Origin of the sequence: Gottfriedia sp. NPDC057991 (genome assembly GCF_042886615.1) — a bacterium.
Classification (GTDB): domain Bacteria; phylum Bacillota; class Bacilli; order Bacillales; family Bacillaceae_G; genus Gottfriedia.
Map to the genome: position 1 here is coordinate 190,222 of NZ_JBHVQN010000005.1, position 16,784 is coordinate 207,005.

General features: G+C 33.1%; 14 protein-coding genes and 3 pseudogenes. 3 read left to right on the top strand and 14 right to left on the bottom strand.

Annotation, left to right across the window (positions count from 1 at the left end):
• The 7 genes and pseudogenes from ACFVR2_RS17505 to ACFVR2_RS17535 all read right to left on the bottom strand — a co-directional run bounded on the left by ACFVR2_RS17505 (position 1) and on the right by ACFVR2_RS17535 (position 6,974).
• On the bottom strand, positions 1-756 hold the full coding sequence (locus ACFVR2_RS17505; RefSeq protein WP_387364395.1) for a gamma-glutamyl-gamma-aminobutyrate hydrolase family protein: 756 nt from the start codon (positions 754-756) through the stop codon (positions 1-3).
• A gap of 28 nt (positions 757-784) precedes the next feature.
• A complete protein-coding gene (brnQ, locus tag ACFVR2_RS17510) occupies positions 785-2,095 on the bottom strand; it encodes a branched-chain amino acid transport system II carrier protein (RefSeq protein WP_387364398.1) in 1,311 nt (436 codons plus the stop codon).
• Positions 2,096-2,147: 52 nt separating this feature from the next.
• A complete protein-coding gene (locus ACFVR2_RS17515; protein WP_387364401.1) occupies positions 2,148-2,756 on the bottom strand; it encodes a GntR family transcriptional regulator in 609 nt (202 codons plus the stop codon).
• Positions 2,757-3,040: 284 nt separating this feature from the next.
• Positions 3,041-3,676: pseudogene (locus ACFVR2_RS17520) on the bottom strand (SpoVR family protein); the annotation flags it as partial.
• 61 nt (positions 3,677-3,737) lie between these two features.
• Positions 3,738-4,703 carry an MBL fold metallo-hydrolase gene (locus ACFVR2_RS17525; protein ID WP_387364404.1) on the bottom strand — a complete coding sequence of 322 codons (966 nt, stop codon included), beginning with the start codon at positions 4,701-4,703 and terminating at the stop codon, positions 3,738-3,740.
• Between the two features lie 68 nt (positions 4,704-4,771).
• Positions 4,772-6,097 carry an MFS transporter gene (locus tag ACFVR2_RS17530; RefSeq protein WP_387364407.1) on the bottom strand — a complete coding sequence of 442 codons (1,326 nt, stop codon included), beginning with the start codon at positions 6,095-6,097 and terminating at the stop codon, positions 4,772-4,774.
• 40 nt (positions 6,098-6,137) lie between these two features.
• On the bottom strand, positions 6,138-6,974 hold the full coding sequence (locus ACFVR2_RS17535) for an alpha/beta hydrolase family protein (RefSeq protein WP_387364410.1): 837 nt from the start codon (positions 6,972-6,974) through the stop codon (positions 6,138-6,140).
• Positions 6,975-7,359: 385 nt separating this feature from the next.
• On the opposite strand from ACFVR2_RS17535, the gene ACFVR2_RS17540 reads away from it, so the two are divergent.
• Entirely contained in the window at positions 7,360-8,151 is a 792-nt protein-coding gene (locus ACFVR2_RS17540; protein ID WP_387364412.1) for a TrmB family transcriptional regulator, read from the top strand.
• A gap of 162 nt (positions 8,152-8,313) precedes the next feature.
• Here ACFVR2_RS17540 and ACFVR2_RS17545 read toward each other — a convergent pair whose 3' ends face one another.
• Positions 8,314-9,642, bottom strand: a complete 1,329-nt coding sequence (locus ACFVR2_RS17545; RefSeq protein ID WP_387364415.1) for an MFS transporter — start codon at positions 9,640-9,642, stop codon at positions 8,314-8,316.
• A gap of 200 nt (positions 9,643-9,842) precedes the next feature.
• Positions 9,843-10,799 carry a C-terminal binding protein gene (locus ACFVR2_RS17550; protein WP_387364418.1) on the bottom strand — a complete coding sequence of 319 codons (957 nt, stop codon included), beginning with the start codon at positions 10,797-10,799 and terminating at the stop codon, positions 9,843-9,845.
• A gap of 295 nt (positions 10,800-11,094) precedes the next feature.
• On the opposite strand from ACFVR2_RS17550, the gene ACFVR2_RS17555 reads away from it, so the two are divergent.
• A complete protein-coding gene (locus ACFVR2_RS17555; RefSeq protein ID WP_387364421.1) occupies positions 11,095-11,982 on the top strand; it encodes a LysR family transcriptional regulator in 888 nt (295 codons plus the stop codon).
• A gap of 49 nt (positions 11,983-12,031) precedes the next feature.
• On the opposite strand, the pseudogene ACFVR2_RS17560 reads toward ACFVR2_RS17555, so the two are convergent.
• The 5 genes and pseudogenes from ACFVR2_RS17560 to ACFVR2_RS17580 all read right to left on the bottom strand — a co-directional run.
• Positions 12,032-12,669, bottom strand: a pseudogene (locus ACFVR2_RS17560) (SpoVR family protein); the annotation flags it as partial.
• Positions 12,670-13,394: 725 nt separating this feature from the next.
• The gene (locus ACFVR2_RS17565; protein WP_387364424.1) at positions 13,395-13,628 is read right to left on the bottom strand and encodes a hypothetical protein; all 234 of its coding nucleotides are present in this window, start codon (positions 13,626-13,628) and stop codon (positions 13,395-13,397) included.
• 204 nt (positions 13,629-13,832) lie between these two features.
• Complete coding sequence (locus ACFVR2_RS17570) at positions 13,833-14,330, bottom strand: hypothetical protein (protein ID WP_387364427.1); 498 nt, start codon at positions 14,328-14,330, stop codon at positions 13,833-13,835.
• 372 nt (positions 14,331-14,702) lie between these two features.
• Positions 14,703-15,335 (bottom strand): annotated as a pseudogene (locus tag ACFVR2_RS17575) (SpoVR family protein); the annotation flags it as partial.
• Positions 15,336-15,804: 469 nt separating this feature from the next.
• Complete coding sequence (locus tag ACFVR2_RS17580; RefSeq protein ID WP_387364430.1) at positions 15,805-16,044, bottom strand: hypothetical protein; 240 nt, start codon at positions 16,042-16,044, stop codon at positions 15,805-15,807.
• Between the two features lie 131 nt (positions 16,045-16,175).
• On the opposite strand from ACFVR2_RS17580, the gene ACFVR2_RS17585 reads away from it, so the two are divergent.
• Positions 16,176-16,769, top strand: a complete 594-nt coding sequence (locus ACFVR2_RS17585) for a hypothetical protein (RefSeq protein WP_387364433.1) — start codon at positions 16,176-16,178, stop codon at positions 16,767-16,769.
• The last annotated feature ends 15 nt before the right edge of the window (positions 16,770-16,784 follow it).

Below are 16,784 nucleotides of genomic sequence, written 5' to 3' on the forward strand. Positions count from 1 at the left end.
TTAATTAAGGGCGCATTCCTTAATAAAACTTTCAAAAAAGACAGAGTGATTTACTTTGTTTCTCTGCATCATCTCAGGGTGCCATTGGACACCAACTATAAATCTCTCACCTGGAATTTCAATAGCCTCAATGACACCATCTTCGGCTTTTGCGGCTACTACTAAATTTTTTCCTAAATCTTTAACTGCTTGATGATGGAAACTATTGATACCTATACTCTTACTTCTGAAAATTTTTGCCAGTCTACTGTTTGTCTCAATATTTGCTACTTGAGAAATATTTTCGATAGGGTATGATAATAAAAAGTGCTCATTCTTTGTGACACCATCTTTAGCAAGATCTTGATGTAATGTGCCACCAAGAACCACATTCAGCATTTGGCAACCTCTGCAAATCCCTAATATCGGAATTTGATGGTTCTCCAATGCAGATTTGATTAGTACCAAATCTGCATTGTCTCTTTTCACAGAAACCTCTCCAACAGCACTTGAAGGTATCTCGTTATAACAAAGTGGGCTCACATCATTTCCACCAGTAAAAATAATTCCATCTAACTTCCCTAGAATCGGAAGGATTGTTTCTGGGTTTTCAACGACTGGCAAAATTACTGGAATCCCTCCAGCTTTCTCAATTGCTTGAATGTAGTCGTCTGCAAGAAGTTGCCATTCCTGGCTTGGAGCACCAAGGTGAGACACAACTCCAATCTGACCATTTGGACTAAAGCTACAAGAAATTCCGATAATAGGTTTTTTCATAAAACTTCCTTCTTTCAATTCGTGTAAGTTAAGCTGCAATAGTATTGCTAGGCTTTTTTATGAATATTTTGTAAGTAATCGTTCCCGCAATAAAACCTACAATAGCCGGTATCAACCATGTGAAACCTTGAGAACTGAATGGTATCTTTGTCACTAATGAGTTAAAGGCATCTGATTTAATCCCCATTGCATTAAAAGCGTCATTTAAACTAAAGACGAATGTAAAACATGCTGTTCCAATATAAGACCCTCTATTTGGTATATATTTACTACACAATCCTAAAATAACGAGTGTAATCGAAATTGGGTACAAAGCAAGGAAGATAGGTGCAGCAGCTGAAATAATTACATCCACTTTAACATTTGAAAAAATGGCACTTATTATTGCATTAAGAGCCACCCAAGTAGGATAATTAATTTTATTCTTTGTTAGGTCTGTCAAGAAGTCACTAGTCGCACTTGTTAATCCGATTGCTGTCACCAAGCAAGCTAGTAAAACACATAGTGCAAGTAGTGTCACGCCGCCTTGCCCCATCAATTTATTCATCAAATCTACTAACAAAGTAGTTCTTTCAATATTATTGTTTGATATTACTTGGCTACCGCTTGATCCAAGATAGAGCAATCCTCCATAAATTACGAAAAGACCAAGACCAGCAATGGCCGAAACATAGATTGTGACTTTCTTTAATTCTTTTCCAGCGTATCCTTTGGCACGGATCGTTGCAATGATAATATTTGAAATGAGCAATCCAGTCAATACATCAGCTGTTTGATAGGATTGAACAAAGGCATTCAAAAATGGTTTCGATAAATTAGTTGAAACTGGTTTCCCAATAGGAGAAAAAATGGCAACTACAACGATAACCAGCAACAATCCTAATTTAAAAGGAGTGAAAAATTTTCCAATGGTATCAATAACCTTTCCCTTGTTAGCAGAAACTAAAAACACAATTGCAAAGAAAATAACGCTGAACAAGACTGTTGGAAAATTAGGGAAAAATGGTTGAATAGCAACTTCAAAACTAGTTCCAGCAGTTCGCGGAACATTGATGAAAGTTCCAATGACGATCATGATTAGTGTACAAAATACTTTATAAAACCAAGGTGCTATTGGCTTAGTTAAGTCAGCGAATGTTTCTCCGCTGGCAGATACAGCTACAATTCCTAATACTGGTAAAATTACACCTGTAATTGTCATACCAAGTAACGCTGGAACCCATTCTGTTCCTGAAGTAAAACCAATATAAGGGGGGAAAATAAGATTTCCTGCTCCAAAGAATATTGCAAATGTGGCAAACCCAATAATAATACTGTCGGTTAAAGTTTTATTCTTCATAATTTCCTCCAAGGTTAACGCATTCTATTGAAAACCACCAACTATTCAAAATCTATCCATTAATATGTGATTCTAACTCTTTAATCACTTGGTTAATGTCTTTTGATTTAATTGCCTCAATTATTTGTTCATGCTCCTTTATATATCTAGAAATTTGATAATCTTTTCTACGAAAATAATATGGATTACTAAATAATCTTTCTCGAATATTAGAAAGTGTTTGAATAAATAAAGAGTTTCCATAAACTTCAGTAAGTTGTAAATGAAAGGCAGAGTCCAATTTCAAAAATTCAATCAGATCATTGTTTTCAACACACTTTTTCTGTTCTTGAATGAATTCCTCAAGTATCTCAATTTGTTCCGCAGTTATCGATTTAACTATTTTTGGTATGATAAAAGTTTCTAACGCCAATCGCAGTTCATACATTTCTTCTATCTCACGTACATTCAGTCCTAAAATTTGAATGCCATGGTTTGAAATAATTTTTACAAACCCTTCATTTTGCAATCTTTGTAAAGCAGCCATTATCGGTGTTCTACTTATTCCAAGCTCAGACGCTAACTGATTTTGGGAAGTGAAACCGCTTTCTAAAAAATCTCCCCTTATAATTTTGTTTTTAATTTCTTGATACGCTGTTTCTTGAAGTGTTTTTCCCTTCAAAAAAATCCCTCCCTAATTTACATGCAACTTACATGTAAGTTGTATGTAAGATAAACTTTATAATACTCTGAATATTGTAAAATGTAAATATTTTTTCATAGGAAAACTATTCCACTATATGCCAATTCTAAGATTTCTCGTTGATTATAGAACTCTAAGGGTATATGTATGATGTTCGTAAAAGTTATTAGTTGTATTTTCAAGCTATAGATATGAAATATGCCTGAAACTGATAAAGAACAAAGAATTAGTTTTAAAGAAAAAAACCACCCTAAAAAGGTGGTCTAAATATACTTCCGATGAATATTCTTCCCATCATAACTAAATAAAACAGACTTATTCTCAATATTCGTCTCCAAATGAACTCCTCTACCCCACAACTGATGAATATAAGGCATAACCTTCTCAACATACTTCACATCAAGTTCCATATTTTCATAGGAATGCTTCAAATAAAGCTCTCCATTTTTTAAATAATCTCCCTCTTGTACAACGATATATGGAAATCCTCCATTTACCATACTAACTACAAGTTGGTCTCTAACATTTTCCCATGCATTATCAGTGACTTTATATTCCTTACCTTGTCGCTGGAATAAATACATATCTTCACGCATGACGAGATCTTTAGTTAAGTAGTTTCTGATAAATGAACTATCAGATTCTAATTCTCGTACTTCAAACATTTTTTCTCGACCGCTGCCAGGTTTTACCCCTAGCTCACGCATTTCTTTAGTTGGATTATTATATCGCTCTTCAATATCTTCAAACATTCTTAATCCTAGGTAATACGGGTTGATGCTTGTTTTAGATGGCTGAACTACTCCTGCATTAAGCTTTGCGTATTCGATTGCTTCGTTTGAATCGAGATTTAGTTCACGCATAATTCTTATATGCCAATAACTTGCCCAGCCTTGGTTCTCTCAAAGATCTTAAATGTTCTTCTTAATTTAAGAGATATATGGTGTAACCATATATCTCTTAAATTCTTACGTATTTATTTTGAAGCCCATCTTTATACTCACATATTTCACCTTTTGCAACTAAATAACTTATATAGGCATTAGTCTCTCCTAGTGCAATCCACTTTTCTAGTACACTTGAACCAATTGGAAATAAAGTATTTGATACTTGGTATGCACTCATCTCTCCTGTAATCTGCTCGAGTACGAAACCAATTCGTTCTTCATAATGATGTAGTAATTCGTTAATTCGCTCTTGTGCATCCATAAAAATGGGACCATGTCCTGGTAGAACTAATGAAATTTCCATTAATTGCATCGTTTTTAATGTCCCAAGATACATACTTAATGGATTTTCATTTCCGTAGCCATGATATGAGATATAAGGAATAGTTTCTCTAGTCAAATGATCTCCTGAAAGAAGAATCTGTTCTTCACTATTATAAAAACAGATGTGCCCATCCGAATGACCAGGCATTTGTATAGCTTCAAAAAGAAGCTCACCAATTGGATAAAGCCTATTTGTTTCTATGGTACACACATTTTTCAGAAATCTATTAGCTGTTGTGTTCACAGGTTGTAATTGCTTTACTAGCTCCTGCGGCATGCCTGCTGATAAATAAAATCTTGAAAATGATTCGGCATCAAGATTATTCTGTGAGACTGCTTGTTCTTTCTCACTTAGAAAAACATTCGCTCCAGTCTGCTGTTGTAATTCTCTTGCATATTCAAAATGATCAGGGTGATGATGGGTTATCAAGATACGCTCAACATCTCGAAGTGGTTCAACACTGTATTTATTAAACGCAGCTTCCCAGGTCATGCGTGTTTCATTGCGATTCATTGCCGTATCGATTATTGTCCACTTTCCTTCTCTACGTGCTAAGTAACAATGAACATTATCATTCCAAAAAGGTAGTGGAATTGTTACTTGATAAATGCCATATCCATTCATTTTTTCGATTCCTTCATTAATTAATTGCATAATGGAATTTTGCACCTCTACTTTAGCCATTTATTTTTTTGGTATGAGGCTTTAATCTAAAATTTCTTTCATACAATCTGATTATTTACAGCGTTTTTAACTATTTCATTGGTTTGGACTGGTTTTTCTTTTAGGAAAAGAGCACTTACTGCTGCTATCGCTGCAAGTACTGAGAAAAATATAAATACTTTAGTGAAATCAAAACTTCCACCTGTACGAACTGTTATTAGATAACCAGCTACTAACGGGGTTACAAATGCCCCTAACTGGCCACAACCATTAACTATTCCCGTTACACTACCGACCACTTCACTAGGGTATCTTTTTTGAAGTGCAGCTGTAAGAGAACCGGAGTTAAATGCTACAAAAAATCCTGAAGCCAATAGTAAAGTTATTAGCATAGGTGTATTTCCCTTATTAACTGATCCGAGCATCCAAAGCACAGGAATACATCCAATATAAGCGACTAGAGCTATTGGTTTCATTTTGTTAAATTTATCCATCAACCAACCTCCCATTAAAATACTGATGATACTAATTATTGGAGGTAATGCTGAGACAAATCCCATTTCCTTAATATTAAAGTTCTGTTGTTGGACTAAGAAAGTGCTAAGCCAAGTTGTGAAGCCCCAAAGAATACCGATTTGACAAAACATAATCAAGCAGATCACATAGAAGGTGCTATCTTTCAAGTAAATTTTGTGATTAACTTTTTCTTTCGTGGATACTTGTATAGTTGAAGCTTTATTCAAATTTATAAATTCTAATTCACTTTTACTTATTCTGCCTTTTTTATACATTTCTTCTGGTGTATCTTTAAAGAACAACCAAAGTAGTAAGATACCAATTGCACCAGGAATAGCTAATGTGAAAAATACCGGTCTCCACTGCCCGTCAAATAAAGAAGCGGAGAGATTAGTTAGGATAATAGGTACAAGTGCTAATCCAACGTAATTGGAAGTATTAAAAATTGAAAGTGCTTTACCGCGTTCTGAATATGGGAACCAATTACTAATTGCTTTGGCCGAAGGTGGAAAATGATGTGCTTCTCCGAACCCTAAACCTATTCGTAAAGCAATAAACTGGGTAAAACTTTTGACAAATCCAGTAACTACACTTACTAAAGTAAAAACAATTATGGCAACATTCATGACCTTTTTAGGTCCGAATTTATCCGCTAAAAATCCAGAAGTAACCTGACCGACCGCATACGCGAAAAAGAACGCAGAAGCAATTTGTCCAACTTGAACCGGCGTTAGATGCATATCTTTTTGTATGAATGGTAAGAAAGTTAACACAGCCACACGATCAAAGTAATTGATTATATATAGTAGCCAAACGATAAACAGTATAACGTATTTATATCCCCATAATTTCCTTACTGCATTTGACATCTATTTTTACTCCCCTTCCTTTATTGGCTTTTCATATTTTTTAATCTTTCAATAAATTCCTAACCTCATTAACAATGCTATCCCATACCTTTGAATCTGGATCAATAATTTCAAAGTGTTCTACATTAGGAAACGTAATCATCTTAACTTGATCACCTGCTTTTTCGGCAAGTTCTTTATATATGGCACTTAATTTTACTGGAACATTTACATCTAAATCACCATGAATCAATATTTGGGGAATATTTAACGGAAGCAATCGAACTGGTGAAACTTCAGCATATCTTTCAGGTACTTCATTTGGCGTACCACCTACAAAGTCAGTTACTGGGTTATCAATTTTCATATTTTTTACCATTTGTTGTTTGTAATTGATCAAGTTATTCATAAGTTCTAAGTGAATTATGCCACCTAAACTGACTACACCTTTAGGTAATAGAGGGTCACTGGACGTTTTTAATATACTATCTTCTTGTAGACGATTACGGCCCGCTAACCAGAAAGCAAGCTGACCTCCAGCTGAGTGACCCATTGCAACCACTTTTGTTAAATCTAAAGAATATTGTTCCGCTATTGTTACTAAAAAGTCTGTAGCATTGGCAACATCATTCAAGGTGCCAGGATAAGCACCTCCAATGTTACCTACCCTTCTATATTCAATATTCCAAGTTGCTAGTCCACGTTTTGTAAGGTCTTCTGCAACGGCATCCATTAAATCTACCGCAAATATCGATTTCCAAAATCCTCCATGAATAACAACAACTACTGGATGTGGTCCTGGGCCATCAGGGATACGTAATTCTCCGTATTGCCACTGATCCTCACCATAAGTCAAACGTATCTTTTTTGTTTTTCCAATCCGATTATCAACTATCATGTGAACGCCTCCACTTTTTTGGATAACTAATGTTTAATATAAATTATTGAACTTACATCTCGCCTCCTTTTTCTTAATTTGTAAAACAAATTAAAAACCATCTCAATAAATTAAGTAGTATTCTATGATACTACTCTTGTTAAATTATTATAATTATTTTTCAGAATATTATCAATATTAAATTTTAAAATAGAAGTATTTTTCGGTACTACTATATATCAAACATATTTATTCAATCAAGTATCATTCATAAACAGATTAAAAATTTTAAAATTATGAATTGCTGTATAGCTTGATTATTTTGTTCAATCTAGTAGTATTTATATATACTCATCTACAATTAACAACAAAAAAATAAATATAATAATTGTAAAAGGAGGTACATATGGTTGAACTTTTAAAAAAAATAGGATTATCTGACCTTGAAGCACGTTGCTATTTGGCATTACATGAAGAGCCTGGAATATCAGGTTATGAAGTAGCTAAAAGAGTGTCAGTTTCACGTACTAATGTTTATTCTGCTTTGAGATCATTAACGGACAAGGGTGCTTGTCGATGCATAGAAGGAGATCCAGCTAGATACGATGCTGTTCCCATAGAACAATTAACGAAACATTTACAAACAGAATTTGAACAAGTAACAAAAGTATTAGTAAACCAATTAAAGTCTCCAACTATAATTGCTCCTTCTTTTTATAATTGGCAAGGAGATAAGCAACTTAGTACAACTATTCGTCGAATAATTGCCAACGCAAAAGATTTCATTGTATTAGACATATGGTCAGAAGATTTACATTGGGTTGAAGAGGACTTACTTGATGCTGAAAGTAGAGGTGTCAATGTGATACTTATTACAATTGGAGAATGTCAAACATCGCTTAAGAACATTTTTGTCCATATTCGAAGTGAAGATTGGAGTATTTCTAATTTAAGAAATTTTTCGATTTTATGCGATTCAAAAAAAGCTTTAATTGGTGGATTTGGAAATTCAACAAAACTCACTGCTTTAGAGACTGACCACCCATCAGTAGTTGGAATGTTAAAAACTGCTTTTTACCATGATCTAATCATGCAACATATTGAAAAAGATTTTCACTCTGAACTTGTGGAGAGATATGGTGAAAAATACAAAAAAATATTAGAATTTTACGCTTTTGAAAAAGGCTGGAATATCTAAAATGAAGTTATTTCCTTCAATTAAGCAATCATAATAGTAATTTCTATTTATTTCTACATCTGTTGTTATTATCTTTATTCAATTCAACTAAACTGCCATTACGTTAAAAGAAAAGGTTGCGGCAACAACCTTTTCTTTTTTCCATTCAAAAATTCCCCTAATTTATAAAATATATTCATTGTGTATTTCGTTTTGGGCCCTCTTATTTGTCGCAATACGCTTACGCATAACAAGTAAAAGCAAGGACGCACACAACATACATCCACTTAGCACATATAATCCAATAGTTGCACTTCCTGTAAGTTCTTTCAACGACCCCATCATATATGGACCTAAAAACCCTCCCAAATTTCCAAACGAATTAACAAGGGCAAGACCAACAGCTGCAGCTGAACCTTTTAGATATTGCGGAGGTAAGCTCCAAAAAGGACCTGAAAAACTGTACATACTCGCAGTGGCGATAACAATCATGCCTATAGCCACGAATGGATTAGAGAAATATCCTAAGCCAATCAATCCAAGAAATGCAAGGATTAGAGGGAATGCTGCGTGAAGAAAACTCTCTCCTGTTCGATCAGAACGACGTGACCAAATATTCATTGCAATGGCAGCTGCAATATAAGGAATCATAGTAATCAATCCTACTTGGAAATTACTCAACTTATTAGACAATCCTTGGATAATTTGTGGCATAAAGTAACCTATTCCATAGCCTCCCGTAATATACAAAAAGTAAATTAAGGAGAAATACCAGACCTTTGGGTTTTTCATAACCTTTTTCATTGAGTGCTGGCTCTTCGCTTTTTTATCAACTTGTTCCTTTTGCAACTCATTTATTAACCATGTCTTCTCTTCCTGTGTTAGCCATTTTGCATCTTCAGGTCGATCAGTCAAATAAAAATACGTAACAAAACCTAATACCACTGCCGGTAACCCTTCAAAAATAAACACCCAACGCCAACCGTCCATGTTCAACCAATGGATATGATCCAAAATCCATGCAGATAAGGGAGCCCCTATTACATAGGAAACAGTTATTGCTGTCATAAACAGAGCAATCGTTCGTGCCAACTCCTTACCTCTAAACCAATATGTAAGATACAAGATGATTCCAGGAAAAAATCCAGCTTCAGCAACACCTAGTAGAAAACGTAATATATACAAATGACCTATATTTTGTGCAAATCCAGTCAGTGCACCAACAATTCCCCAGGTGACTAGTATTCTAGCAATCCATTTTCGTGCCCCAACTCGATGTAGCAAAATATTACTTGGAACTTCAAAGATAAAATAACCAATAAAAAAAATGCCGCTAACAAGTCCAAATATTTCGGGGGTTAGTCCCAGGTCCTTGTTCATCTGTAATGCAGCGTAGCCGATATTTGCTCTGTCCAGAAATGCAATGATATACAGAATAAAAACAAAAGGAATTATTCGCCTAGTGACTTTTTTAATAGTTTGCTTTTCCAATGAATTATTGACACTTTCCATTAACATTCCTCCTTTTTTTGCAAAGCAATATGAAGTCCTTTTAAAACTAGGAATAAAGTATATTCTTAAAAAAACACTATGATTTTTAGTCTAACTTCAAGTCTGAGAACTAGTTTATAATACCTTCAAGTACAATTTAAAAATTATCTATTAATCTCTATTAAAAATCTATCCTATCCTTTTTACATAACCTACTATATTTAAAAATGATTAACCCAATATTCAGGAACACCACCTTTTAAAACGTTTACAATATTTTTGGCTGCTTTCGACTTTAATTCACTACATGATTCGTCGGAATAGTATGCAGCGTGTGGTGTGAGGATAACGTTATCTAAATTTAATAAAGGATTATTGGGATCAATCGGTTCTATTTCAAAAACATCTAGTGCTGCTCCGGCAATTCTTTTCTCTTGTAATGCTTTAATAAGAGCTTTTTCATTAATTACAGGACCTCTACTTGTATTGACAATAAATAGATTTTTTTTGACTAGTTTCAGAGCTTCTTCACCTATCAAATGATAGGTATCTTTTACGAGTGGAGAATGAATGCTAATAATATCCGAATTACGTAATAATTCCTCCAACGGCACTAACTGAATTCCGTAATCTTTTTCTTCTTTTATACCGCAAAATGGGTCGTATGCAATAACGTTAAACCCAATTGACTGTAATTTTTTACAAAGTTTTTTAGCTATATTTCCGAAACTTACGAGCCCTACCGTCTGACTATTAAAACGACGAATTGGAGCCAAGTCAAATGCATTTAATCGATTCCGTTTTTTTAGTTGATCGTTCATTGGTACAATTTTTCTACAAGATGTTAAGATAAGTGTGAGTGCGTGATCTGACACTTCATCAACGCAATAATCCGGTACATTTGTCACATAAATTTTATTAGAAGTGGCTGCTTTTACATCAATCGTGTCATAGCCAATTCCATAACGACTTATCACTTTTAGATTAGGCAATGATTCAATAATCTTTTCTGTAATTTGTACGTTTGCATTTAATAAACCATCTGCATCTTTGGCAGCTTCAATAATAGCATCTTCTGACTGATTATCTGTAATGATTAATTCGATCCCATTTTCTTCAAGGATTGTCTTTTCTTCTTCATAAGCATCAAACGCCATATCTGTTACAACTACCTTCATCTAAAACTTCTCCTTTTAGTCTGTTATTTAGTTCTTGAATACGATCTTTTCCAGCAGTTTTTCATAAACATCCCAATCTTTTTCAGCTTGAAAAGTTTATGTCTGACAAATTGGTAATAAAGTGTGTAACTTTTCTAAAAATTAATTTCGGAAAAATCAGATTATTGAAACTAGTAAAATTTACAGAAGGTTAACCTAGACATATCGTAACACACATTCTACTATATAAAATATTACTTAATTTGTTAGTTTGCTATACAATTTTGGTATAGTACAAAAAGGAGGAAATTCAAAAATGGATCTTAAACAACTTCGCTATTTTGTAACCATCGCCGAGGAAGAGCAACTCACTCGTGCCGCAAAAAGACTACATATGGCGCAACCTCCACTCAGTCGACAACTTATCCTTTTAGAAGAAGAACTTGGAGTAACTTTAATGGAACGACATGGACGAAGAATGGAGTTAACAAAGTCTGGCAAACTATTATTTAAAAAGGCTCAAAGCCTTTTACAACAATTGGATGAAACAGTAAAGGAAATAAAGGAGACGGGAGAAGGCTTACGCGGAGAACTTTCAATCGGTACCTTTATATCTTGTATGAACTATTTACCTAAAAAAATTCGTTATTTTCGTGAAAACTATCCACTTGTTTCCTTTCAATTACAGGAAGTAAATCCACTTAACTTAATCGAAAACCTAGAAAATAGAAATATTGAATTTGCACTAGTACGTTTACCACTCAAAATGGACAAATTCTCTAAGATTAAATTACCGACAGAACCATTCGTCTTAGTAATTCCTGCTCACTGGAATATGTTGACATCAAAAACTACGGTTCATATGCAAGAGATAGCAAATATTCCTCTTCTGTCTTTTAGTAGAGGCAAAGAACTAGACTACCAAGAAATTATTATAGATGAATGCAGGCGATTTGGATTTGAACCAAATTTCGTATTTGAATGTCCTAACGCAGCTATACTTACGTCTCTATTAATTGCTGGAATTGGAGCATCCATTCTTCCAAAGAGCATGGTATCTTTTATCTCAAATTCGCACATAAAAGTTATAGACATACTGGACATCACCATCCAATCGGATTCTGCAGTTATCTGGCTAAAGGATCGCCAACTGTCTAAAAGTGCTGAACGGTTTATTGAGGCACTACATACAGATCTACCATGACTTCGGTTTTGTATGTGGTGAAAAAAAATACCACCTCTAATGAGGTGGTCTAAATATACTTCCGATGAATATTTTTCCCATCATAACTAAATAAAACAGACTTATTCTCAATATTCGTCTCTAAATGAACCCCTCTACCCCACAACTGATGAATATAAGGCATTACCTTTTCAACATACTTCACATCTAGTTCCATATTTTCATAGGAATGCTTCAAATAAAGCTCACCATTTTTTAAATAATCGCCCTCTTGAACCACGATATATGGGAAACCACCATTTACCCTACTAACAACAAGTTGATCTCTTACATTTTCCCAAGTTTTATCCGTAACTTTATATTCCTTACCTTGTCGCTGGAAAAAATACATATCTTCTCGCATGACAAGATCTTTCGTTAAGTAGTTTCGTATAAATGAACTATCGGACTCTAACTCTCGTACTTCAAACATTTTTTCTCGCCCGCTGCCAGATTTAACACCTAACTCACGCATTTCTTTTGTTGGATGATTGTATCGCTCTTCAATATCTTCAAACATTCTTAGACCTAACCTAAATAATATGGATTTATACTTGTTTTAGAAGGTTGAACTACTCCTGCATTAAGCTTTGCGTATTCAATTGCTTCATTTGAATCAAGGTTTAAATCTCGCATAATTCTTATATGCCAATAACTTGCCCAGCCTTGTGTCTTCTAAAGATTTCAAATTTCTCTACATATAAAAAATGAAATGATTTCATATTTATCGGCACTAAAAAGTATTAATCAATCAAAAGGTTCAAAAAACTGTAATTTTTTATTAAACGCTATTAAGAGCATAAAAAAAATCGACAAAACAGTCGATTATTATTAATCTGGGTAATTATCAGTGCTAGGAATTATTGAATACTTTCCTTTAGCGTCTACTGAAAAAAGTATTTGACTATGTGTAGAATCTGATAACTCAGCTTTACCCGATGTATCCATTTTATATAATGTAATACCGTATTTCCCTTTATTTAATACCTTATGTTCTTTGTACTCATTAAAAAGTTCTTTCACATTAGGTATTTTATTTTTATTTTTACTTAGATCAAACTGATAATTAAAGTTGATTACACCAATGTAATTCGCATTTATATCATTCGAATTCGGATCGTTTTGTATTACATTAGGAATAATTTCATTTGTATTAATTTTTTGAGTCTTTTTAAAATCTTCTATTAGCTTTTGTTCTTGATCATAATCTATATTTATATTTAAATAATAGAAATAGTTTTGTTTTTGTTGATCATAGGTGTCGTCAGATATTTTAACTAAACCATACTTTTTAATTAATTGATTAGAGAATTTAATAACATTTGGATTTTGCTCTATGTAGGCTCCTTTAAAAAATTGTAAATAAACATCATCACTTCCCTCTTCTTCAACTTCTAACGTATAAAAGAAAGGTAAGGATGTAAAATCTGTATGTAAGTATCGTGTGGTAATTCATTTAGCGAATCATCGGTTGTAGAAAGAATTTTTATATTTCCATTAAACCCATAATTTTCTTTTAAATACTTTTTTATTGGTTTTTCAACATCAGTTTCTGAAAAGTTTGAGCATCCACTAATCAATAAGGTTGTCCAAAAAGTAAGTATTATCATCCATTTCTTCATTTTCATTTTTGAACATCTCCCTTTTAATCTATTCTTCATATTTTTTAGTAAAAGAAAGGTTATAACCCAGTATATTCGACGTAAAATTGATAAAAAAACTCTGTTCTTTTTATCAGAAAATATTTGTTTAAAAATGTGGCTTATTATGTGAATAAAAGTAAACCTCGTGAATCAAGTTGGACTTAGGAATTTTATTCTTTATTTTTCAAACTAATTATTTTTACGTATTATATTATTAAATACTTCTTTTTCTTTTGGCGTAAAATCCTCATATCCTTTTAAAAGAAGCCACTTTTCACCAAAAATACTTTTATTTACTCCTCTGAGCATGTCTTCATAAAAGTCCTTCTCAGAAGCTATATATTTACTAGTATCTAAATATTGCTTCATACTATTATTCTTATAATCTAAAATTGTATAACCTTCTTTATGGATAAAATATACTTTATGACCTATTTTTTTATAAGATTTAATATTACCAACGAAAAGTTGAAACGAACTTTTCATATCCCTTACATAGTAGTCTCCATTGGCATCGAACTGCATTATTTGGTACCTGCCATTACCAAAATAATCAGTAGTAGCATCAGCTATTTTATATTTTAAATTTTTGTTCTGATCTTTATCATTAAAAAACAACTTAAAGCATGAGAATCCAATAATAATTAAAATAGTAACTATTGATATTATCGTAAATTTTTTTTTCATCAACTCACCCATATTTCTTTTCATTAAAACTTAACATTTCTCTCATCTTTGACAGTTGTCCAATAAGGAGTAAGTACTTTTGCATGTTGTAATATTACGCTATAATCGTTTGCTACCAACCTAATTTTTTCACTAATCCTTCTTATTTCCAAAATGGAACCATTTCTGTATAATCTTTTTCATTATAATTAAATTAGAAAAATATTACAATATTATCATATTTTTTTCATTTTAGTGAAATATCGTAACACTAATATTCAAAATAAATTTTCAGATGAATATTAAAAAGGCTTATACAAATAATCATTTAATACAATCGTATGGTACCACCACAAATTTTCCTTATAAAAAAAACGCCTTTAAAAGGCGTTCTCAAATATACTTCCGATGAATATTCTTCCCATCATAACTAAACAAAACAGACTTATTCTCAATATTCGTCTCCAAATGAACCCCTCTACCCCACAACTGATGAATATATGGCACTACCTTCTCAACATACTTCACATCAAGTTCCATATTTTCATAGGAATGCTTCAAATAAAGCTCACCATTTTTTAAATAATCGCCTTCTTGTACAACGATGTATGGGAATCCGCCATTTACCCGACTAACTACCAGTTGATCTCTTACATTTTCCCATGCTTTATCAGTGACCTTATATTCCTTACCTTGGCGTTGGAATAAATACATATCTTCTCGCATGACAAGATCTTTCGTTAAGTAGTTTCGAATAAATGAACTATCAGACTCTAACTCACGAACTTCAAACATTTTTTCTCTTCCGCTACCAGGTTTCACACCTAGCTCTCTCATTTCTTTTGTTGGATTATTATATCGCTCTTCAATATCTTCAAACATTCTAACTCCTAAATAATACGGGTTAATGCTTGTTTTGGATGGCTGAACTACTCCTGCGTTAAGCTTTGCGTATTCGATTGCTTCATTTGAGTCGAGGTTTAGTTCTCGCATGATTCGGATGTGCCAGTAACTTGCCCAGCCTTCCGTCTCCCAACGATCTTTCTCAATATCTAAATTTATCAATGGTCTATGATCATGATTTCAAAATAGTAACGATACTATTTGCTTAAATTCGATGACTAAAAAAAGACAGGCAAATAAGAAAATAAGCTGTAGAGCAACTTAAGTAGTATGATTTTTTTTTATGAATTAATTTATTTTCTTTTTGCATCAAGACTGTCACCGCTTGTTTATTACAGGATTGCACTTAGTTATCTAAGAAATGAAAAAAGGAACCTCACATTAGTGAAGTTCCCCTAAAATGATGATTAAATTTTTAATTTCACATTGGATTTATTTTTTTGAATAGTGATTAACTTCACTACATTTAGACTTCTAAAAGAATTTTTTTCTTCTGCCTTCGTGATTCGGGACTTGCACCCTATAGATTATGCACATGCTGGGCGCACAAATAAAAAACGGAGAGCTCGTTAGCTCTCCTCTTTTGTTATTTCTACTTTGTACCATAATAAAGACATCCTGCAGTAAACATTGCAATCCCCGCTAAACTATAAAGAAAACTAGGTTTATCATTTTTTGTTTTTTTATACATAATTACAACAATTACAGCACTAGAAATAATTAAAATTGTAGATTTTAGTAAATAGCTTCCATTGTAACTATCAATTACATTTAGGATAATTGCCTCAACAATTAATAGTAACACTATAAAATATTTCCTTACAAATTTCATAATATAAACCTCCTTATAGATAAATGATTTCATATATTTGTCAAAATTATACAACTTTTTCCATAAAAACTATATAGAATTTTCTGAATTGGGTGTATAATCCTATTATACCACTTGAAGGGGGATATGAAATGATGAAAAAGTTATTGAAGGTTTCTGCTTTATCTCTAGCCGCATCTACTTTGTTAGCTACCATTCCTGCACATGCAGAGGAAAACACAAGTTCTGAAAACACAAGTTCTCAATTAAGTGAAGAATATCAGGCACCGTTTTCTAATCCACTTGAAGTAACAAATATGCCAATAAGTTTTGTTACAGATCCAGATCTTCCTCCGCCTGATGAAGTAGTAGTAGGTGAAGGTGGAATGGCTACAACATATACTTATGTTGGTTCATTTACATCTACTAGCCATTCCTACGATATTGTCTCAGAGCTAACAACTAGATTTACCGCCTCCTTTGCGGCTGGACTTGCTGTATATAAGTATCTTGATAGTAAAGTTGCAGGAATGGCAGCGACTGCAGGAGCAGCAGCTATATTCTCTACATTTTACCAAAAACCAACAACTGTTTACTATAAAACACATATGCAAGTAAAAGATGATGGTGACGGTTACATGTCAACGAGAAAAACTGTAATTTCATATTCAGATTCTGCACGAACTAAACAAACAGGTTCTCAAACTTTTTATTCAACTAGGTTTGTCTACAATCCTCCTAATTAAATTAACATAAGGAGA